Source organism: Flavobacterium sp. SORGH_AS_0622, from assembly GCF_030818825.1.
Taxonomy (GTDB): domain Bacteria; phylum Bacteroidota; class Bacteroidia; order Flavobacteriales; family Flavobacteriaceae; genus Flavobacterium.
The window spans coordinates 1,198,409-1,219,572 of the sequence record NZ_JAUTAX010000001.1 but is presented as its reverse complement, the minus strand read 5'-3'; the positions used below and the strand labels follow the sequence as shown (position 1 = coordinate 1,219,572).

The 21,164-nt window shown below is 34.4% G+C and carries 16 protein-coding genes; 4 read left to right on the top strand and 12 right to left on the bottom strand.

The window, feature by feature from the left end; genetic code table 11:
* Nucleotides 1-236: 236 nt before the first annotated feature.
* The 3 genes from QE431_RS05250 to QE431_RS05240 all read right to left on the bottom strand — a co-directional run bounded on the left by QE431_RS05250 (nt 237) and on the right by QE431_RS05240 (nt 5,143).
* Entirely contained in the window at nt 237-2,324 is a 2,088-nt protein-coding gene (locus tag QE431_RS05250; protein ID WP_307293457.1) for a thioredoxin family protein, read from the bottom strand.
* Nucleotides 2,324-3,634 carry a tRNA lysidine(34) synthetase TilS gene (gene tilS / locus QE431_RS05245; RefSeq protein ID WP_307293455.1) on the bottom strand — a complete coding sequence of 437 codons (1,311 nt, stop codon included), beginning with the start codon at nt 3,632-3,634 and terminating at the stop codon, nt 2,324-2,326. Before tilS ends, QE431_RS05250 begins: the two co-directional genes overlap by 1 nt.
* Before the next feature lie 222 nt (nt 3,635-3,856).
* Nucleotides 3,857-5,143, bottom strand: coding sequence for an anthranilate synthase component I family protein (locus tag QE431_RS05240; protein WP_307293452.1), 1,287 nt, complete (start codon nt 5,141-5,143; stop codon nt 3,857-3,859).
* Nucleotides 5,144-5,444: 301 nt separating this feature from the next.
* Here QE431_RS05240 and QE431_RS05235 point away from each other — a divergent pair, with 301 nt between their 5' ends.
* Nucleotides 5,445-5,819 (top strand): DoxX family membrane protein, encoded by a 375-nt coding sequence (locus tag QE431_RS05235; RefSeq protein ID WP_134140564.1) that lies wholly within the window; start codon nt 5,445-5,447, stop codon nt 5,817-5,819.
* A gap of 57 nt (nt 5,820-5,876) precedes the next feature.
* Here QE431_RS05235 and QE431_RS05230 read toward each other — a convergent pair whose 3' ends face one another.
* From QE431_RS05230 to QE431_RS05220, 3 genes are all read right to left on the bottom strand, one after another.
* Entirely contained in the window at nt 5,877-6,419 is a 543-nt protein-coding gene (locus QE431_RS05230) for a lipocalin family protein (protein WP_307293449.1), read from the bottom strand.
* Between the two features lie 153 nt (nt 6,420-6,572).
* Complete coding sequence (gene lpdA, locus QE431_RS05225; protein ID WP_307293447.1) at nt 6,573-7,976, bottom strand: dihydrolipoyl dehydrogenase; 1,404 nt, start codon at nt 7,974-7,976, stop codon at nt 6,573-6,575.
* Nucleotides 7,977-8,334: 358 nt separating this feature from the next.
* A complete protein-coding gene (locus tag QE431_RS05220) occupies nt 8,335-8,793 on the bottom strand; it encodes an Lrp/AsnC family transcriptional regulator (protein ID WP_012024199.1) in 459 nt (152 codons plus the stop codon).
* A gap of 267 nt (nt 8,794-9,060) precedes the next feature.
* Here QE431_RS05220 and QE431_RS05215 point away from each other — a divergent pair, with 267 nt between their 5' ends.
* Complete coding sequence (locus tag QE431_RS05215) at nt 9,061-10,305, top strand: aminotransferase class I/II-fold pyridoxal phosphate-dependent enzyme (RefSeq protein ID WP_307293436.1); 1,245 nt, start codon at nt 9,061-9,063, stop codon at nt 10,303-10,305.
* Nucleotides 10,306-10,472: 167 nt separating this feature from the next.
* On the opposite strand, the gene QE431_RS05210 is transcribed toward QE431_RS05215, so the two are convergent.
* Together QE431_RS05210 and QE431_RS05205 are read right to left on the bottom strand one after the other, a co-directional pair.
* A complete protein-coding gene (locus tag QE431_RS05210; RefSeq protein WP_307293433.1) occupies nt 10,473-12,407 on the bottom strand; it encodes an amino acid permease in 1,935 nt (644 codons plus the stop codon).
* Nucleotides 12,408-12,622: 215 nt separating this feature from the next.
* Nucleotides 12,623-13,054, bottom strand: a complete 432-nt coding sequence (locus QE431_RS05205; protein ID WP_307293430.1) for a hypothetical protein — start codon at nt 13,052-13,054, stop codon at nt 12,623-12,625.
* Nucleotides 13,055-13,158: 104 nt separating this feature from the next.
* Between QE431_RS05205 and QE431_RS05200 the strand changes: the two genes are divergently transcribed.
* Nucleotides 13,159-14,319, top strand: coding sequence for a Gfo/Idh/MocA family protein (locus QE431_RS05200; RefSeq protein ID WP_307293427.1), 1,161 nt, complete (start codon nt 13,159-13,161; stop codon nt 14,317-14,319).
* Between the two features lie 265 nt (nt 14,320-14,584).
* Here the strand turns inward: QE431_RS05200 and QE431_RS05195 are convergent, their stop codons facing one another.
* Nucleotides 14,585-17,491: an FAD-binding and (Fe-S)-binding domain-containing protein gene (locus QE431_RS05195; protein WP_307293425.1), complete on the bottom strand. Its 2,907-nt coding sequence runs from the start codon at nt 17,489-17,491 to the stop codon at nt 14,585-14,587.
* A 205-nt stretch (nt 17,492-17,696) separates the two neighbouring features.
* Here QE431_RS05195 and QE431_RS05190 point away from each other — a divergent pair, with 205 nt between their 5' ends.
* Nucleotides 17,697-18,509, top strand: coding sequence for a mechanosensitive ion channel family protein (locus QE431_RS05190; RefSeq protein ID WP_057119292.1), 813 nt, complete (start codon nt 17,697-17,699; stop codon nt 18,507-18,509).
* A gap of 164 nt (nt 18,510-18,673) precedes the next feature.
* Here QE431_RS05190 and QE431_RS05185 read toward each other — a convergent pair whose 3' ends face one another.
* The 3 genes from QE431_RS05185 to QE431_RS05175 all read right to left on the bottom strand — a co-directional run bounded on the left by QE431_RS05185 (nt 18,674) and on the right by QE431_RS05175 (nt 21,055).
* Nucleotides 18,674-19,630, bottom strand: coding sequence for a DUF3137 domain-containing protein (locus tag QE431_RS05185; protein WP_307293423.1), 957 nt, complete (start codon nt 19,628-19,630; stop codon nt 18,674-18,676).
* Nucleotides 19,630-20,184 carry a LemA family protein gene (locus QE431_RS05180; protein ID WP_057119298.1) on the bottom strand — a complete coding sequence of 185 codons (555 nt, stop codon included), beginning with the start codon at nt 20,182-20,184 and terminating at the stop codon, nt 19,630-19,632. The genes QE431_RS05185 and QE431_RS05180 overlap by 1 nt, the downstream gene beginning before the upstream one ends.
* Before the next feature lie 121 nt (nt 20,185-20,305).
* The gene (locus QE431_RS05175) at nt 20,306-21,055 is read right to left on the bottom strand and encodes a DeoR/GlpR family DNA-binding transcription regulator (protein WP_057119300.1); all 750 of its coding nucleotides are present in this window, start codon (nt 21,053-21,055) and stop codon (nt 20,306-20,308) included.
* Between the last annotated feature and the right edge of the window lie 109 nt (nt 21,056-21,164).

Here is a 21,164-nt window from a genome sequence, read left to right as displayed (position 1 = left end):
ATATGTATGGAACTTTATTTATCTGAATTAATTTCACTACAGGCTAGCAAATTAACAACCTTAATTATTCAACAAAAAAACTCCTTTAAAAAACTTTAATCCGCTTAAATCTTGATCATAAAAAAACGCTCTAATTACTTAGAGCGCTTTTTGTTTTGAATTAATTTCAACCCCAATATATTTTAAATTTTAGTCCCGAAGCCTCGGGATAGATTTGAAATTTTAAAGTCTAAAATCTATTTAAAATTAGAAATACCTTCTTTTAACCATTTTAAATATTCTTCTGTACTAACGTAGCTGATAGTTGGTTTAGTATTATTTAAATTATTTCCTTCTAAATCTGTAATCACATATAGAGGCTGTGTATTGGTTTTATATTTAGAAATCATAAAATCTGTCCATTTATCTCCCGCTGTAATAATTTTATCTCCAGAGGCAGTTGTAAATTGTTCTTCTTTTGGAAGTTCACGTTTGTCATCAACATAAAGTGAAATCAAAACAACATCATTTTTTAGAATTGGTAAAACCGTAGGATCAGACCACACATTGTTTTCCATTTTTCGGCAGTTTACACAAGCGTAACCCGTAAAATCCAGCATTATAGGTTTATTGATTTCTTTCGCGTAAGCTACACCATCCTCATAATCGTGAAAAACCATAATTCCGTGAGGGCCTAATTCTGCTCCTTCTGGCAGCCCTTTTATTGGCTCTCCTGAAACGGCTCCATTTCCTGATCCTCCTACTCCAAATGGACTTTCACTGTATTGCGGCGGCGGCGGGAATGCACTAATTAATTTTAATGGAGCTCCCCAAAGTCCAGGAATTAAATACATTGTAAACACTAAAGTAAGTAGTCCTAAATATAATCTCCCAACAGAAATATGATTCATTGGGCTATCATGAGGCAATGTAATTTTTCCGAATAAATATAAAGTCAAAGCTCCAAAAATTGCAATCCAGATTGCGATGAAAACTTCTCTTTCTAAGAAATGTAATTGTAAAACTAAATCTGCATTTGATAAAAATTTGAATGCCAAAGCCAATTCTAAAAATCCAAGAACCACTTTTACAGTATTTAACCATCCACCAGATTTTGGTAATGAGTTTAACCATCCTGGGAACATTGCAAATAACATAAACGGTAAAGCTAATGCAGATGAAAATCCTAACATTCCAACAACTGGAGCGATTCCTCCATTTGAAGCTGCTTCAACTAATAAAGTTCCAACAATTGGTCCTGTACAAGAAAAAGATACAATTGCCAAAGCCAAAGCCATGAATAATATTCCGATTATTCCTCCCTTATCCGCCTGCTGATCAGCCTTGTTTGCCCATGAATTTGGAAGCATAATTTCAAAAGCTCCCAAAAATGAAGTTGCAAAAATAACTAAGATCACAAAGAAAATTAGGTTAAACCAGACATCGGTAGACAAAGCATTTAAAGCATCTGCACCAAATATTTTAGTAACGATAAGACCTAAAATTACATAAATAGCAATAATTGAGAGTCCGTAAATCACAGCGTTTCTAATTCCTTTAGCTCTGCTTTTACTTTGCTTAGTAAAGAAACTTACTGTCATTGGGATCATTGGGAAAACACAAGGCGTTAACAATGCTGCAAACCCTGATAAAAACGCAATAAAAAAGATTGACCACAAACTTCTTGCAGGTGTTGGAGCAGGAATTTCTACTGCTTTAACTTCTTTTTCTGCTTTTACAGTTTGATCTTTAGCAGCATTAGTTTCTTTTTGAATAGTATCAACTGCTAAACCAACTACTTTAGTTTCATCTTTTTGAGCTTCTGCCACAACTGGAACTTGATCCATTTTAAAAGTTGATGGAACTGCAATTGAGAACTTTTTGCTCGAATTGATACAAACTTCTTTACAAACCTGAAAATCGAAATCCACATCAACCGTTTTTAAGTTCGGGTTAATGATTTTTATTTCTTGTTCAATATGTGCTTTTCCTTCAAAATAGGTTTCATCTACACCAAATACATCATTAAAAGAAGTTTTCGTTTTTCCTTCTTTTGCTTTTCCTACTAATTCGTAATTACCTTTTTGATTTTTAAAAGCAATTTCCAGAGCAAGAGGTCCGCCTTCTGGAGTAAACTGCGAATACATATGCCAGTCTTTTTCGATAACAGCATCAAAAATTAAGACGGCGTTATTCCCTTTTTTTTCAATTTTTGAAGTCCATTTTACAGGCTCTAGAATTTGAGCGTTACCTTTTGCAAAAGCAAAGAAAAACAACAGCAGTAAAATAGTTTTAGTCCAAATATTTTTTGACAAGCTTGTCTGAAGATTTTGAGTAAAGTTCATTATTGTAGTTCTATTTTTAGTATTTTGTTTGTGGCTTTTTCAATTTTAAAACGTTCATCTTGCCTTATTCCGATAACCCAGACTATTTGGTCATTAGAACATAAAATCCATGTTTTTTCTTTTTCGATCAATGATAACTTTTCATCTTTAAAAAGTTTACTGACTTTTTTTGACTTACCATGCATGCCAAAAGGCTGAAAAACATCGCCTTCTTTCCATTTACGTAATATCAAAGGAAACTGGATTTTATCGACGTCCACAAATATAACTCTATTTGAATCGAATGTTGTGTGACCTACGTTACAAAGGCTTAATTTTATGGGAAAATTAACTTCTGTATCGTTTGAATTAATTTCATATTCTTCTTTTTCTGACAACTCAGAAAGCGGACTCAAAATTAACGTTTCTCTGTTTTTTAGTAATCTGTATTCCTCTGCAAAAACTTGTTTTCCCGATTGTCCTTCGACCAAATCGTAAATATCATTCCAAGCAGAAAAACCAAATTCATTCAGCCATTGATACAAATATGATTTATAATTGGGAAGTTTTTTTAACTGATTTAAATCAAAATGAATATCATCGCCTGCTTCTTTTGCAACTTGCTGATAAATCATAATCGAAGCATCTTCAACCATTTCTTTTGATTCCTGAAGATAGGATTGTGTCTTTTGAAATACATCCAAAAAATTAGGATTGATTTCTTTTAAAACAGGAATTAAATCGTGACGAATTTTATTTCGCAAATATTTAGTTGAAGCATTACTGCTGTCTTCGCGCCATTCTATATTATTTTCTTTCGCATATTTCAGAATTTCTGGTCTGGAAAATGGCAAAAGCGGACGAATGATTTTATCGTTCTGTTCTGGAATTCCCGTTAAACCTTCTAAACCTGTTCCGCGCGTCAAGTTGATTATAAAAGTTTCTAAATTGTCATCTGCGTGATGCGCCGTTAAAATAAAATCAAAGTTTTCTTCTTCCAAAAGTTCATAAAACCAGCTGTATCTAAGTTCCCTTGCTGCAACCTGCGTAGATAATTTATAATCTTTAGCAAAAGCTTCGGTATCAAAGTGAGTCGTAAAAAACGGAATATTATTTTGATCGCAATAGTTTTGAATAAATTCCTGATCGCCAAAACTTTCTAAACCCCGAAGTTGAAAATTACAATGTAAAACTGCGATTTCATAAGGCAATTGATTGAACAAATGCAGTAAAACCATACTGTCTAAGCCACCGCTGACAGCCAGAAAAAGTTTTTTTTCTGCTAAAAAAGGAAACTTGGAAATTATATGATTTTGAAATTTTGAAAACATTTGATAAATGTAAAAAATTAAATTCGTTCTATTTTTAAATGAAATGTTAAGCGGGTATTTTTTCTGCCACGAATTACACAAATTTCCACTAGTTGATTTGCAAACTTTAAAAAATAAAGCCACAGATTAAAGGATTAAAATGATTCTAAATCTGTGTAAATCTTAATAATCTGTGGCAAAAAAAATTTCGTGCAAATTCGGCTAATTCGCGACAATTCCACTTTATTGTAAAACTTCGTGCATTGCCTTAGCTTTTAATAAACATTCTTCATATTCTTTTTCAGGATCGGATAATGATGTAATGGCACTTCCAACCGAAAATGAAATGTATTTATTTTCCTGATTATACAATATACTTCTAATGACCACATTAAAATCAAAATCTCCTGCAGGCGTAAAATATCCAATTGCACCACTGTACAATCCTCTTTTTGTTTCTTCCAGATTTTCAATAATTTCCATGACAGAAATTTTTGGCGCTCCGGTCATGCTTCCCATTGGAAAAGTAGTTTTTAAAACATCTACAGCCGAATATTGAGCATCTAATTTTGAAGTAATCGTAGAAATCATTTGATGTACCTGCAAAAAGGAATAAATACCGCAAAGCTCTTCAACCTCAACCGAACCTTTCTGTGCAGTATGCGACAAATCATTTCTAACCAAATCGGTTATCATGATATTTTCTGCACGTTCTTTTGCATCTGATTCCAAAATAGCTTTGGATTTTTCATCTTCGATCGAATCCAAAAAACGTTTAGAAGTTCCTTTAATAGGCTGAGAAATAATTTTATCTCCCACTTTTTTAATATAACGCTCTGGCGAAGCAGAAAGCAGATAGTGTTTGTAATTTTTAAAGAAAACTGAAAAAGGCGCTTTAGAAATTTCATTCAACTTTTGAAATTTTTCTAACGGATTTATAACGGCATTTTCAGCGTAAAATTCCATACAGAAATTTGCCTCATACATATCTCCAATATGAATATGTTCGAGCATTTTATTTATTTTCTGAATATATAATTCTTTAGAAATACGTTGTTGAATATTCAATTTTTCGTCACTTTCGACTTTCGACTTTCGACTTTGTACTATTCCATCAAAATCTTCTTCAACTTCGTCATCACAAAGCATTAAATATTGAATTTCAAGCTGATTACCTTTTAGGATAAAAAGTTTTTTAGGCTGAAAGAAAAACAAATCAGGAAAATTCAATCCGTCAAAATTCTGGGAATGAAGATTTTCTATATCATTTTTTAGATCATAAGAAAGATAACCAAAAAGCCAGTCTTTAGTATTCTGCTGATATTGTTTTAAATCTTCAAAAGCGTTGTAGTAGTCCGTTTTTAAAGAGGTAAAAGCATCTACCGCCAATAAACAATCAAAATTAGAATATTGCTGCGGATAGGAATTGCTGTCTAAAAAAATAACTTCGCGAAACTGCTGCGCCCAACTTAATAGCTGTTCTTTAAACAGTTCTGGATTTGCAATATTTTTATGAATGGAAACTCTCAAAAATGGGTAAATTTTAAACTTCAAAATTACGACAAAATTCCTTTACTACTAGAACGCAAAAGAAATAATGAAACGATAATAAAAGCAAAGCAAAAGTGTTAAAAAGACTTACTTTTTATAAGAAAAAATTCGTTATATTTGATATACTCTTAGATTAATCCCAAAATTGAATTAGTTTGACTGTAAAATTCTTAAAAAAGAACCACAAAAAATGATTTGTGCTTTTAATTTTTGAGACCTTAGATTGTATCTTTTCCAATAACTTAATTATATTTTTTAACCTTAAAAAATCCTAAGTATTATGAAAATTGCCACAATTATTGTCCGCGTTTTAATTGGTCTTTTGTTACTTTTTGCCTCTATCAGTTACTTTTTTCATTTAATGCCTGAACCAGAAACTACAGGAAATTTTAAAGCTTTTAATGTAGGTTTGATGGCTTCAACTTATTTAATGCCACTTGCTAAATCAATTGAATTGCTGTGTGGAATTGCATTTATAACTGGGCGATATGTAACACTTGCTAATATTTTGATCCTGCCTATTACGGTAAATATTTTGTTTATCAATTATTTTCTTGCTCCAGAAGGTCTGCCAATTGCAGTGTTATTATTCTTAGCCAATTTATTTTTGATTTACAGATATTGGGGTAATTATAAAAGTATTTTCACACCATAAATTATTTTTTAAACTAAAAATAAAACCCGACAGCTATTTAAACTGTCGGGTTCTTTTTTAATTCATTCTATCATGCTTAACCCAAACGAGATCGGTTACTTTGTATCCAATTTCTTGAGCTTTAATTAAATAGTCTGCCTTTATACTTTCTGGAATAGTTTTCTCACGCGAAAGGATCCACATGTATTTTAAACTTTCACCAGCAACAAGCGCATACTTATAGTCGGGGTCAATAGCTACAACATTGTACCCTGAATAAAAAGGACCAAAAAATGAGACTTTCAGCATACCAATATTGTCTTTTTTGACAAATTTAGCTTTCCCGATACTTTGTTCCCATTTGTCTTTTTTGACATTATAGCCCTTATTATCGACTTTTATAGTTTTATCTTCGTTTAAAGAATACTCAGCAGTTACATTGTCCAGATCTCTTTCCCATTTGTAATCTAATCTAGCGATTTCATACCATTTTCCGAGATACTTTTTGCTGTCAAAATTGGTTACAGCTTGTGCTTTTTTCGGAATACCTCCTCCACAAGATGTAAGGGCAATTCCTATTCCTGCTCCAATCAAAATCGGAACTATATATTTACTTTTCATAATGTTATCTTTTAATAATCATAAAGATAGCACCTGAAATACACATCTAATTTACAAAATTATTTTCAATTATTATATTATTACTAAGCGAAAAATAACACATAAAAAAACCGCCAGATTGCTCTGACGGTTTAGTAATATGTTTAACGTAAATTATACGTGTAAAGCTCTATTTTCGGTAGCTGCCAATGCTGCTTCTTTTACCGCTTCCGCGAAAGTTGGGTGCGCATGGCTCATTCTTGAAATATCTTCAGCAGAAGCTTTGAATTCCATTGCAGTAACCGCTTCAGCAATTAAATCTGCTGTACGAGCACCAATCATATGAACTCCTAAAACCTCATCTGTTTTTTCGTCAGCAAGGATTTTTACGAATCCGTCTAAGTCAGCACTTGCTCTTGCACGTCCTAACGCTTTGAAAGGGAAACTTCCAGATTTATATTTCACTCCCGCAGCTTTCAATTGCTCTTCAGTTTGTCCCACTGCTGCAACTTCCGGCCAAGTGTAAACCACACCAGGAATTAAATTGTAATCGATATGCGGTTTCTGACCTGCTAAAATTTCAGCAACCACTACTCCTTCTTCTTCCGCTTTATGCGCTAACATTGCTCCACGAACAACGTCACCAATTGCATAGATATTTGGAACATTTGTCTGTAAATGATCGTTTACTTCAACTTGCCCTCTGTCTGAAATTTTCACTCCAGCTTTGTCAGCATTTAATCCGTCTGTGTAAGGACGACGACCAACAGAAACTAATGAATAATCTCCTTCAAGAGTGATTGTTTCTCCTTTTGCATTTTCAGCCTGAACTACAACAGCATCGCCGTTTCTTTCAACTGATTTTACTTTGTGAGAAACGTAGAATTTCATTCCTTGTTTTTTCAATACTTTAGTCAATTCTTTAGAAAGAGAACCGTCCATTCCAGGAATAATTCTGTCCATGAATTCTACTACAGAAACCTGAGCTCCTAAACGCAAGTAAACTTGTCCCAGCTCGATTCCGATAACTCCTCCACCAATAATTACTAAGTGTTTTGGAACTTCTTTTAAAGCTAAAGCCTCAGTAGAAGTGATGATTCTTTCTTTATCAATTTTGATAAATGGTAAAGAAGATGGTTTTGAACCTGTAGCGATTACAGTATATTTTGCTTCGATAGTTTCTGATGTCCCGTCAGCTTTTGCAATTGCGATATGCGTTGCGTCTACGAAAGAACCTAAACCAGTGAAAACAGTAATTTTATTTTTATCCATTAAGTAGTTGATTCCACCTACGGTTTGATCTACAACTGCTTGTTTGCGCGCGATCATTTTCTCTAAATTGATTTTTACATCTCCAGAAACTTCGATTCCGTGATCTGCAAAATGAGCAATTTCAGCATAATGATGAGAAGACGACAATAATGCTTTTGAAGGAATACAACCTACGTTAAGGCAAGTTCCGCCTAATGAATTATATTTTTCTATAATGGCAGTTTTGAAACCTAATTGTGCGCAACGAATTGCTGATACATATCCGCCAGGACCTGAACCTATAATGACTACGTCAAATGAACTCATAGTTTGTCTATTTTTAATTTTAGCGTCACAAATTTAAGGAATAAAGTTTTGTTTAAAGTTTAAATCTCAATGTTTTTTGTGTGAAATTTTGGAGGAAGGTTTTATCGCAAAGGGCGCTAAGAATTACGCGAAGATTCGCAAAGTTTTTTTTAAATTAAAATGAATTGCATCCAGCTTTAGCTGGATGACAAAAAAATTACAAACTCTTAGGCTTTAGCCAAACTTTGCTTTTTGGCTAAAGCCTTTTCTATATCAAATCTTAATTCCTCCAGCTAAAGCTGGAGGCAATTCAAAGTAACTTTGCGAGATTAAAAACTTAGAACCTTTGAACCATTGTCTCTCTGAACCTTTGAACCTCCTAAAAAGAAATTACCGTCGAGTTCTTCACCTCACTAATCATAAACATACTTTGCGTACTGCCAATATGTTGAAGCGAAGTCAATTTGGTAACCAAAAATTCACGATACGCTTCCATATCTTTTACTAAAACTTTCAAGATATAATCGTAATCACCGCTTACATGATGGCATTCTAAAACTTCGTTTAGTTTGATGACTTCACTTTCGAATTTGGTTAGGAATTCTTTGGTATGCTGAATGAGTTTTAAGTGACAAAAAACCACAAATCCTTTTTCGATTTTGGATTTATCTACTAATGCTACATAGTTTTTAATGATACCTTCTCGTTCTAGTTTTTTGATTCGTTCGTAAACTGCGGTTACAGAAAGATCAAGTTTTAAAGATAATTCTTTGGTTGTTTTTTTACTGTCGGTTTGAAGTAAAACCAGAAGTTTTTTATCTGTAGCGTCTAGAGTCATAGTTACGTAATTGCGAGGAACGAAGCAATCTCATCCTCTGATTAATATTTATTCTTTTTTTTACTAGAAAGAAAATCTACTGGATTACATCTTTAACACCAAATTTAGATTAAAAATCATTAAAAATAAGTTTTTATAGTTTTAAAATCTAATTATTCAATTTATGATTGATTAATACTCTAAATAGATCTTATTTTGGATAGAATTTCTTAGAAATGAGCTTCCTAGCTCTCAACTTGAAACAAAACAAACAAAAAACTAACTATAATGAAAAACTTTAATCCAGCAGATAAAATTCAAGATTTACAATATTTCGGTGAATTTGGCGGTGTGAATCCGTCGATTTCTGATTCTTCTACTTATACTTTTCTTTCGGCTAAAACGATGTTTGATACTTTTGAAGGCAATATGGAAGGCTGTTATTTATACTCGCGTCATTCGTCGCCAAGCAATTTGTATTTGGATCAGGCTTTGGCGGCAATGGAAGGAACGGAAACAGCAAATGTATCGGCTTCAGGAATGGGTGCGATTACGCCTACTCTATTACAGCTGTGCGGTGCGGGCGATCACATTGTTTCGAGCCGAACTATTTATGGCGGAACATACGCTTTTCTAAAAAACTTTACTCCAAGATTCGGAATTGAAACAAGCTTTGTTGACATTACTAAGTTGGACGTTGTACAAGCAGCAATTACATCAAAAACGAAAGTTTTATATTGCGAAACGGTTAGTAATCCACTTCTGGAAGTTGCCGATATTGCGGGTCTGTCTAAAATTGCTAAAAAGCATAATTTGAAATTGGTTGTTGATAATACATTTTCACCCTTATCTGTTTCTCCTGCAAAATTAGGTGCCGATATTGTCATTCATAGTTTGACAAAATACATTAACGGAAGCAGTGATACTGTCGGAGGTGTGACTTGTGCATCAAAAGAATTTATTAATTCGCTAAAAAATGTAAATTCTGGTGCAAGTATGCTGTTAGGGCCAACGATGGATAGTTTGCGTTCGGCTTCTGTAATGAAAAATCTTCGCACGCTTCACATCCGAATCAAACAGCACAGTCATAATGCGCATTTTCTTGCCGATCAATTTGAGAAAGACGGTTTAAAAACGGTTTATCCCGGATTAAAAAGTCATCCGAGTCACGAATTGTACAAAACGATGATTAATCCAGAATATGGTTTTGGAGGAATGCTGACGATTGATGTTGGCACTTTAGCGAAAGCCAATGAATTAATGGAATTGATGCAGGAAAGAAACTTAGGTTATTTAGCTGTTAGTTTAGGTTTTTATAAAACATTATTCAGCGCACCAGGAACTTCGACTTCTAGTGAAATTCCCTTAGAAGAGCAGAATGAAATGGGATTAACAGACGGTTTGATTCGCTTTTCTATTGGATTGGATAATGATATTGAACGCACTTACCAAATGATGAAAGCTTGTATGGTTGAGCTTGGTATTTTGAATTCCCCAGAGATTAGTAAAGAAGTTTACACAGAGGTTCACTAAGATTTCTCTCTCGCAGATTTGGCTGATCATGCTTATTGTTGTAGAAATCTATAAAAAAATCTGCTAGACCTGCACAATCTGCGCGAGAAAATTTGAGTGAATTTTATATGAAAAAAGCCGTTCTGAAATTATTCTCAGAACGGCTTTTCACATATAACGTTTTACTTCTAACTCACAACTTGAGTATTTAGTTTACTATTTTTTCTACTATAAGTAAAGTAAATAAACAATCCGATTAGTAACCAAATGGTGAAGTAAATCCAGTTCCAAACGCTTAATTCGGCCATCATGTAAAGGCAGCAAATTAATCCTAAAAGCGGAATTAAAGAAAGGTTTTTTCTAAATGCCCAAACGGCTAATCCAACTAAAACAAATAGGAAAATCCACATTGGAATTTTGTGCTTGAACAAACTGAATCCTGATTCGTATTTTAAAGAATCGTTAATTGGTAATCCTTTTACAACCTCAGCATATTTTGCGTCATCGTCTTGGTATTGACTTAGCAAATGCTCTAAATCTGATGTTTCTGCAGTTTTATTTTGAACGTCAATGCTTTCCAAATAATTAAAAACTTTTGCCGATTCTTCTTTATCTAAAGAAGTAATAATTGTTGTCGCATCATTCGTTTGCGCCTCATTATTTATAAAAGCCATTGTAGCTTTATTGTTGAACGTAAAAGCATAGTACAATCCAGCAATCATTAAAACTGGTAAAATATATTTTGAATTTACATATGGCGTTTTGAATTTTCCTCTTGGAATTTCAGGTTTGTTTTGTAACACTAAAACCCCTGCACAAACTAATACAAAGGCAAACAAAGTTCCAATACTGCATAAATCAGTAACCATTGTAAGGTTTAGAAACAAAGCTGGAACTGCTACCACAAAACCTGTTACGATTGTAGCAAATGATGGTGTTTTATATTTTGGGTGAACGGTAGAAAATTTCTTTGGCAATAAACCATCACGGCTCATGCTCATCCAGATACGAGGCTGTCCCATTTGGAAAACCAATAAAACGCTTGCCATGGCTACTACAGCACTTACAGCAATAATTCCCGACATCCATTTTAGGTCTAATTTATCGAAAACAAATGCAAGAGGATCTCCAACATTTAGTTCGTGGTATTTTACCATTCCGGTCAAAACTAAGGCAATAGCGATATATAAAATCGTACAAATGATAATTGCCCACATCATACCTCGTGGTAAATCACGCTGCGGATTTTTACATTCTTCGGCAGTTGTCGAAATCGCATCAAAACCAATATAAGCAAAGAAAACAGCAGAAACACCTTTTAAAACCCCGCCAACTCCATTTGGAGCAAACGGATCCCAGTTTGCTGTATCTACGTAAAATACACCCACAGCAATTACTAGAAGAACTACACAAAGTTTAACAACAACCATTAAATTACTGGCGTTACGAGATTCTTTCATTCCTCTGTAAACCAAAGCTGTAATCAAAATAATGATAAATAGAGCTGGTAAATCGGTAACAAAATGGAAAGATCCTATTGTTGGCGCTGTTGTCCAAGCTGTATGGGCCTGCTGTAAAGCTGTACTTAAATTTTCGAATGATTTTCCGCCTCGCATTAAAGCTTCGGCATCTTTAAATCCGTTTGATGCCGTTAAATAATCCATCTGAATCCATTGTGGAAGATGTATACCGCCGCTCTGGAGCAGTCCTGTAAAATAATCACTCCACGATATGGCAACGGTTATATTTCCGACAGCATATTCCATAATCAGTGCCCAGCCGATTATCCAGGCGATTAATTCTCCAAAAGCAACATACGAATAGGTATAAGCACTTCCTGAAACTGGAACCATCGAAGCAAATTCCGCGTAAGCGAAAGCAGCAAAACTACATGCTAAAGCTGTAAACAAAAATAGGAAAATAACAGCTGGTCCGCCGTCTGCACTGGCTTTTCCGATAGTACTAAAAATACCAGCTCCAACAATAGCAGCTATTCCGAATGCAGTTAAGTCTCTTGTAGTCAAATGTTTTCCAAGTGCATTATGACCATCTGATTCGTTCTGAGCAACTTGCTTCAGAATATCCTGTACTGTTTTCTTTCGGAATAAACTTGAAAATGCCATATATGTTTTGCTATTATAAAATTAATTTACTTGGGACTTTATGGTTTTATTTTGCAAATAATGCAAAAATTATCCTGATTTCAAATATATAAAACGATTTTGTTTTACTTGGAATTATTTTTTGCCACTAAGGAACTAGGACACGAAGTTTTTTTGCTAAATAATTTCTCAATTATCCCGAATTTATTTTTTGAATGAATTTATTATATCAGTTCTTATTTATAGCAAAACAAAATAAGTTCATCATTTTGATCTGTCATTTCGAATACTCCAATTTTATTTATAATTTCTTTGATTTCAATCAAGTCTTGTTCTTGATATGAATTTTCATTTTGAAATTTTGCAGGGAATTTTAGAAATTCTATTTCTTTATAAAGTAGCCAACCTCCAAATGAATTTACACCTTCAAATCCAATATTCCAATAATCAAACTCATATTGTAAATTTTCTGAAATGAAAATTAGCCCAATTTTCTCCTCTAGCACTTTTTTGATCTCACCTCTCTTAATCAATTCAGCATTTTCAACAAAAGTATCAATTAGTTTTACCCATTTTTTATTAGACATATAACCTGATGAAAACTTTTGCTTAATAGTCTGATCAAGTTTTTGATCTATTTCTTCTATTGATGGTTGATATTTTTTCATCGTTAATTAATTATTTCATTTGAGTAATTATAATAAACACAAATGTAACATTTATCAAAAACAGCTTACTAATAAATTGCTATTTAACTTAAAAGATAAATTATATGGAAAAAATTTCAAGAAGATCGTTTGTGAATAAATTTGGAATTGGCGTTGGCGCGTCTGTTGTGATGACAGCTCTTCCTTCTTTTTTATCTGCGCCGGAAACTAATAAAAAGCCTTATACGGGAAAAAAACTAAATATCGCGCTTTGCGGCTTAGGAAATTACGCTTCACTTCTGGCGGAAGGTCTTCAAGTTTCTGAATACTGCCAGCTTGCGGGAATCGTGACAGGAACTCCCTCTAAAGCCGAAAATTGGAAAAAGAAATATAATATACCAGAGAAGAACATTTACAATTATGAGAATTTCGATTCCATCGTAAAAAACAAAGATATTGATTTAGTTTATGTCGTAACTGCCAATTCACTGCACAAAGAACTTACCGTTAGGGCAGCAAAAGCAGGAAAACATGTTATTGTTGAAAAACCGATGGCGATTACTATTGAAGACTGCGAAGAAATGATTAAAACCTGCAAGGAAAACAATGTACAACTCGCAATGGGTTATCGTCTGCATTACGAACCTAATCATCTGGAAGTAAAGCGACTTGGACAGGAAAAAGTTTTGGGGCAGGTACGTTTTATTGAAGCCTCTCTTGGCTATAGTACGTATGATTTTCGTAATATTAATACACCCGTAGATTTAAATGCGCGTAACCAATGGAGATTGAATAAAAAACTAGCGGGAGGCGGTACTTTAATCAATTTAGGCGTTTATTGTATTCAGGTTTCGCGTTATGTTTTAGGTGAAGAACCAATTGCTGTAACGGCACAATTTGGAACTGTAAACAATAAAAATATGTTTGCTCAGGTGGAAGAAAATATTACTTGGCAAATGGAATTTCCAAGTGGTGCTGTGGCTAATTGCAGCAGTTCCTATGGTTTTGGCATTGATAGATTTTTTGCTTCCGCAGATGAAGGTACATTTGAAATGAGTCCTGCTGTTAGTTATGGCCCATTTGTAGGTAAAAGATCTGATGGAAAAGCATTTAATTTTCCTGTGATAAACCAACAGCAAACCCAAATGGATGAAATTTGCAAAGTGATTTTAGCAAACAAAAAACTCCCAAATCATATTACTGGAGAAGAAGGCATGAAAGACGTTAGAATCATTAATGCTATTTATAAAGCAGCTGAAACTGGTAAAAAAGTTATTTTGAAATAGTTTTTTTGCCACAGATTAAAAGAATTAAAATGATTTTAAAATACTCTTTTAAATAAAACTTATAACCAAAGTTTGTCATTTCGATCCCGAGGCTTCGGGAGAGAAATCTCTACGAGAAGCTCTACAAAGATTGGATTTTCGTTGCGGAGTTACTTGTGAAGATTTCTCTCCCGAAGCCTCGGGATCGAAATGACATAAAATGAGAAATAATCATTTAATCTGTGCCAAAAAAATTCGGGCTATACGTGTAATTCGTGGCAAACTTTTATTTTAAGCAGCTTCTCAAAATACTAACTGGATGCTGCGCTTCACGTTTTGTACCGTCATAAATTTGATGACGACAGCTCGTTCCCGCAGCGGCAATTTTTACGTTTTCAGCAGTATTTCTAACTTTTGGGAAAAGTGTATCCTCTCCCATTTGCATACTTACTTTGTAATGTTCTTTTTCATATCCAAAAGAACCTGCCATTCCGCAGCAACCCGAATTGTAAATCGTAACGGTATTATTTTTAGGGAGATTCAGCATGGCGAAAGTCGCTTCAACAGAACTCAACGATTTTTGATGACAATGTCCGTGGATTTTGATTTCTTTGGTTTCTTCAGAAAATGAATCTGGAGTTATTTTCCCATCGATGATTTCTTTTTTAAAGAATTCTTCAACAGTAAAAGCATTTTGCGAAATTCTCTCCGCATTTTCTTTGTCCGATGCCAATCGCAGATATTCATCTCTAAAAGTCAAAATTGCTGACGGTTCTATTCCGATTAAAGGCGCATTACTTGAAATTAAATCTTTGAAAATATTGATATTGATATCCGTGATCTTTTTGGCCTCTTCCAAAAATCCTTTCGATAAATACGTTCTGCCGCTTTCTTCGTGATCTACGATTAAAACCTGATATCCTAACTTCGTTAATAATTCAAAAGCGTCAATCCCGATATTTACATCGTAATAATTGGTAAATTCATCCACAAACAAATACAATTGTCCGTTTGGAAAATCGATATTTTTGGGTTTGTTATTTTCATACCATTTTCTGAAAGTCTTTTTCGCCAAAAGCGGCACTTGTCTTTCGGGCGCAATTCCCATTGATTTTTTAACTAGCGACTGATTCGAAATAAAATTAGTAATCGATGGAAACAAACTTCCCATTTTGTTCAATTTTGCGTTATTGGCAAAAATTTTACTTCGGGTCGAAAATCCGTTTGCTTTTTGATATTGGTATAAAAATTCGGCTTTTAGCGTTGCGACATCCACGTTACTCGGACATTCGCTGGCACAGGCTTTACAGCTTACACACAACTCAAAAACTTCGTATAATTCTTTCTGGTCAAATTTATTTTCTTTTTCAGAATATGTCAAATATTCTCTTAAAGCATTTGCTCTGGCTCTAGTGGTTTCTTTTTCATTTCTGGTCGCACGATAACTCGGACACATCGCTCCTCCCGCCGACGGCATTTTCCTGCAATCGCCGGAACCGTTGCATTTTTCGGCTGCACGAAGAATTCCTAAACTGTCTGAGAAATCCTGAAACGTCTTAATATCCGGCTCTACTCTTCCCGAAATTACACGATGATTTTCATCCATTTTCAAGGCGTTGACGATCTTCCCGATATTAAAAACCGAATTCGGGTCAAACGCCAATTTGATTCTTTTCAGCAATTCGTAATTTTTCTCGCCAATCATAAACGGAATAAACTCCCCGCGCACAATTCCGTCGCCGTGTTCACCGCTCAATGAACCTTTATATTTTTTCACCAAATGCGCCACATCTGTCGCAATGGTTCTGAATAATTTTAAATCTTCCGTTTTTTTCAAATTCAAGACCGGACGCAAATGCAGTTCTCCCGCACCAGCATGCGCATAGTAAATCGCTTCTTGTCCGTGGCTTAACATCATTGCCGAAAACTCTGCAATATATGCGGGTAAATCGCTTAATTCAACTGCAGTATCTTCAATAGAATCGGCTGCTTTATTGTCGCCAACAATACTTCCCAAAAGTCCAAGACCAGCTTTTCTCAGTTCGTTGGCTTTATCAATATCCGGACCGTAAATCTTTACTCGGGCATAACCAAAATTATGTTTTTCTAAATCGGCAATTAAATCATTTGCTTGTTTCTCAGCATCTTCTAGGGAATGAGAAGCTACTTCAAACAACATAATTGCTTTGGGTTCTCCAACTAAAAAGAATCTGTTTTTTATATGTTCGCGATTGGTTTTCGTACAATCCAAAATGGTATCGTCGATCATTTCGCAGGTGTACAAATGATGTTTCATAGCCACAACAACTGATTCAAGAGATTCCTGAATTGTATGATAATGTCCAACTACCATAATATTATGTACAGGCGGTAAATCGTCAGCTTTTAAAGTGATTTCGGTTGTAAAGGCTAGAGTCCCTTCGCTTCCGCAAAGTAATTTTCCAACGTTAATTGTTGGTTCTGTTCCGCCAAATAAATCGGATCGTAATAGGATATCAACGGCATAACCTGTATTTCTTCTGTGAATTTCTGGTTTCGGAAACTCTTTTATAATCTCTTCCTGATTTTCCTTTTCCGAAAGTTCATCGTAAAGTCGTTTGTATATTTTATTTTCTAAAGAATCTCCTTTGGTTTTCTCCATAAATTCTGCCGAAGTCAGTTCTCCAAAAGCTACTTCAGAACCGTCGCTCAAAATTGCTTTAACCTCAACAATCTTATCGCGCGTAACACCATAACGAATCGAAGTTGTTCCAGATGAATTATTCCCAACCATTCCGCCAATCATAGCTCGATTTGAGGTTGATGTAATTGGCGCGAAAAATACCCCGTGAGGTTTCAAGAATAAATTCAGTTCATCTCGAATAACACCAGGCTGTACCGTAACGGTTTTCTTTTCGGCATTGTACGAAATAATTTTGGTGAAATTTTTCGAAACATCCACCACAAGTCCGTCCCCTACCGCTTGTCCGGCCAGTGAAGTTCCAGCAGTTCTTGGCGTAATCGAAATATTATGTTGTGCTGCGAAGCGAATTAATTTGCTGATATCTTCTACCGTCTTAGGCACAGCCACTGCATTTGGCCGAATCCGATACACTGATGCATCTGTAGAATAAAGTGTTTTATGAAGATCATCGTATAAAAGTTTGCCTTCGAGAGTATCGGCTAATTGCTCTAAATGAGATTGGGTCAACATGTAAGTGGTGCTTTTTGATAAAATAGTTCTGAAAAAACTCAGACAGCAAATATAAAAATATAGCAGATTAAATTGATATAATTTGTGATTTTATCTGATTCCTCCATTAGATTTTATAAAATTCTAAGAGAATCCTGTAAAGTGTTCCACTTTCTAAATCTCTACTTTTAGAATTTAACTTTTTTATGCCAATTACTTATTTATTATGGAAGACTTTCTGCAAGACGTTGTCAAACATTTAGAAGGATATTATTATAGTATTGTCGATCTTACGCCAAAATTTATTCTGGCAGTTCTGGTCATTTTGGTTTCATGGTTTATTGCAAGCCGTGTCGGAATTTTTGCAGGCAACCGACTAAAAGTCAGAATGCACGATCGTCTTCTGGCAACTTTTATCGCTCGTTTAATTAAGTCTGTTCTTATTATTATCGGCATTCTTATTATGTTCCGAATTATTGGCCTTGACGGAATCGCTCAAAGCATGCTTGCCGGTGCCGGAATCTCTGCTTTTGTAATTGGTTTTGCGCTTAAGGATATTGGCGAAAATTTCCTTGCCGGAATTCTGCTGGCTTTCAAAAGACCTTTTAACATTGGAGATATTATTGAAAGTAACGGCGTGAAAGGCGAAGTCATTAACCTCAACCTGCGCGATACCGAAGTAAAAAGCGACTCGAAAATCATTTATATTCCAAACGCACTTTTAATAAAAAACACACTTATCAATTATAACAGCGAAGGTTTCTTACTTCAGACGTTCACCGTTGGACTCGAATATGGTTCTGATTACACCCGTGCTATCGAACTTGTAAAAGAGGTTCTCGGAAACAGCGAAGACGTCACCGAAAAAGACCACGAAAACGCAGCCGTAATTACTGATGTTGCCGGTGCGGGTGTCATTCAACTCAATATCCGCTATTGGGTAAAAACGGCATCAACAACTGAAAATTCAGAATGCCGTTCTAAAATTATTGCTGCTGTTTTGAAGAAGTTAAAAGAAAATGAGTTTGTTTTGAAGTAATGGGACAAAGGTCCAAAGTGGCAAAGGTTCAGAGATTTTTTCCAAACACAATTGTCGCCCTGAGCGTAGTCGAAGGATTATGACAATTTAAACTTCCATTTTTTTGGAATTTGGAATTTAAAAAATTGGAATTTAAATAAAAAGATATCTTCGCACTAAGATTCTTACCCCTTTCCCCAAATCCTAGTATTCAAATCCAGTTCATGAACAATATCCTGCATAAACTGAACTATCGAAAGATCATCAGTAAGTAAATCAGGAACTAATAACGAAGAATGAATAGGTGCCTCAAAGTAGTTATGAGACAGCGGAAAAGCAATATACATTTTAGAATCTATAAATGAGAGCGAAATAGTATCCTCTGATTTTTTGTTTAATTCTAAAATTCTTTCCATCATGGCTGGAGTTAAAATATATCTTGCCTCAATTTGATTTCTAGAATAGGTAACAAAAATCTCATCAAAAATGGTATTTTCTAAATGCACTAACTCGCTGTTTCCAAAGCTAAAAACGTTTTTAGAAAACCACGCACCAATAGCATCTCCAACACCTTTTGGCCGCACGACAGTCGACACTTCAAACTTTTTATTGAAATCGGCTACGAAAATAATTCCTTTAAAAATTGTATGCCAAGTTGTTTTCGTTCCGTTTTTGGTGTGGGTTTCGGTTTTATATTCAGCGTGAACTTCGGCAAACCAAAAAGCAGTTTTATCGGCAGTTCCGCTTATTAAATCTTGGGTCTTATAACGATCTGGTTCGGTTGTAAAAAGTTCAGAGCTTACAAACTCATATTCGGGAAGTCCGCTTTGAGGCGTAATCGAAAAAGTTTCATTAATCTCTTTTAATGCTGATGAAACAACATTGGTTTTATAAACAAATTTGTATTTTTTGACTTCATCTTGTATTTGAAAATACATTACAACACCAATAACCAGAGGAACTAAAGCTCCAAAAAAGGCTAACATTGGAAACCTAATTAATAAACCAATAGCTAAAATTAATGCCGCAAGACCAAACAAGATATAGCAGGTTTTATAGGTTTCTGCTATTTTTTTTCGGTCAATTTCTAATGTATTTAAAACCTCCTGTAAAGCTTTATAAGTAGTATTTTCTGAATCCATTAATTATTAAAAAGCTCTTTTGCACTAATGTTTTTACGTTCTTCTGCTGGTGTTTCCAGAACATCAATTTTAGTATAATTGAGCATTCCCGCAAACATATTGCCTGGGAACATCATAATAGCATTATTGTAACTAGTAACCGAAGCATTATAAGTTCTTCTCGCAGCTGCGATTTGTTCTTCACTTTCTGTCCAAGTCGATTGTAAATTCAGGAAATTAGTATTGGCTTTTAAGTCTGGGTAGTTTTCAACGGTAACCATTAAACCTTTTACAGCTGTACTTAATTCCGTATCTAAACTTGCTTTTTCGGTTTCTGTAAGTGAACCTGAACCTGCTTTTGCGCGAAGTTCTACGATTTTAGTTAATGTACTTTGTTCGTAATTGGTGTATTGTTTAACCACCTCAACAAGATTGGGAATCAAATCAAAACGTTTTTTAAGCATAACATCAATTGCCGAAAAAGCATTTGTAACCTGATTTCTTCTTTCGATAAGGGAATTATAAATAAAAACGCCAACTGCTAAAAAAACAACAAGGATTATAACTATAATCATAACTTAAAAAATTTAATTGGTTTGAAAGCAAATATATAGAAAAGCAAATAAGTTTTATACTTTATTTGTAGGATATACCATATTTTTTTAAAACCGCATAAAAATGCATTTTTAAGTAATTCTACAATACTTTGATTCCAGAATCGACAAAATTCTTTATTTTCGGACTTGCAACATTTAGGTCTGTTACAACGGCGTAAAGTTTATCAAGATCACAAACTTTATGTGGCATTTTGCTGTTCATTTTTTCAGAGGTAAAAAGCGCAATTACCTTGTCTGATGCCCTAATCATCTCTTTTTTAATAACCGAAACTTCATAACCTATTTCGGTAAGTCCTTGATTTACATCGATACTGCTGACACCCATAAAACAAATGTCGGCTTTAATTTTGGAAAGCACCTGAACCACATCAATACCAACGGTTACCATTGCCTGCTTTTGCAATTTCCCGCCAATAAAAATCAATTCGATATTCGGGTGCTGCGATAACTGCATCGCAATTGGAAGACTGTAGGTATAAATCGTAGCGGTAAAATTTAGCGGAATAAGTTTGCAGAGAGTCAAATTTGTTGTTCCTCCGCTCATAATAATCACTTGACCTTCATTCAAAAAAGAAAGCGCTTTTTTAGCCACGCTTATTTTCTTATCCTCATTAATAATAGTAATGTCGAAAACATTTTTATGATTGTTTTTGGCTAAAAATGCGCCTCCATACACCTTATTTATTAATCCTTTATCATTTAACTCAATAAAATCCCTGCGAATAGTATCCTCAGAAATATTCAATTCTAAAGCTAAGTCGATCGTATTTATTTTTTCGACTTGTTGAAATTTATTCATAATGAATTGATGTCTTTCCTTTTTGAGCATAAGATCTTCTTTTTTACAAATTTAGAAAAACATCGCAGTTTTGAAAATCCTCAAAATAAAACTTTTTACGATTTCCATAATTCCAATTAATTCAAAGTTATTTATGCGT

Excerpts from the sequence above, each read along its gene's own strand:
- tilS (WP_307293455.1), bottom strand. The coding sequence starts at position 3,634 with ATGTTTTCAAAATTTCAAAATCATATAATTTCCAAGTTTCCTTTTTTA.
- QE431_RS05215 (WP_307293436.1), top strand. The coding sequence starts at position 9,061 with ATGAAAAACTTTAATCCAGCAGATAAAATTCAAGATTTACAATATTTC.
- QE431_RS05235 (WP_134140564.1), top strand. The coding sequence starts at position 5,445 with ATGAAAATTGCCACAATTATTGTCCGCGTTTTAATTGGTCTTTTGTTA.
- QE431_RS05205 (WP_307293430.1), bottom strand. The coding sequence starts at position 13,054 with ATGAAAAAATATCAACCATCAATAGAAGAAATAGATCAAAAACTTGAT.
- QE431_RS05200 (WP_307293427.1), top strand. The coding sequence starts at position 13,159 with ATGGAAAAAATTTCAAGAAGATCGTTTGTGAATAAATTTGGAATTGGC.
- QE431_RS05210 (WP_307293433.1), bottom strand. The coding sequence starts at position 12,407 with ATGGCATTTTCAAGTTTATTCCGAAAGAAAACAGTACAGGATATTCTG.
- QE431_RS05230 (WP_307293449.1), bottom strand. The coding sequence starts at position 6,419 with ATGAAAAGTAAATATATAGTTCCGATTTTGATTGGAGCAGGAATAGGA.
- QE431_RS05190 (WP_057119292.1), top strand. The coding sequence starts at position 17,697 with ATGGAAGACTTTCTGCAAGACGTTGTCAAACATTTAGAAGGATATTAT.
- QE431_RS05220 (WP_012024199.1), bottom strand. The coding sequence starts at position 8,793 with ATGACTCTAGACGCTACAGATAAAAAACTTCTGGTTTTACTTCAAACC.
- QE431_RS05195 (WP_307293425.1), bottom strand. The coding sequence starts at position 17,491 with ATGTTGACCCAATCTCATTTAGAGCAATTAGCCGATACTCTCGAAGGC.
- QE431_RS05250 (WP_307293457.1), bottom strand. The coding sequence starts at position 2,324 with ATGAACTTTACTCAAAATCTTCAGACAAGCTTGTCAAAAAATATTTGG.
- lpdA (WP_307293447.1), bottom strand. The coding sequence starts at position 7,976 with ATGAGTTCATTTGACGTAGTCATTATAGGTTCAGGTCCTGGCGGATAT.
- QE431_RS05175 (WP_057119300.1), bottom strand. The coding sequence starts at position 21,055 with ATGCTCAAAAAGGAAAGACATCAATTCATTATGAATAAATTTCAACAA.
- QE431_RS05185 (WP_307293423.1), bottom strand. The coding sequence starts at position 19,630 with ATGGATTCAGAAAATACTACTTATAAAGCTTTACAGGAGGTTTTAAAT.
- QE431_RS05180 (WP_057119298.1), bottom strand. The coding sequence starts at position 20,184 with ATGATTATAGTTATAATCCTTGTTGTTTTTTTAGCAGTTGGCGTTTTT.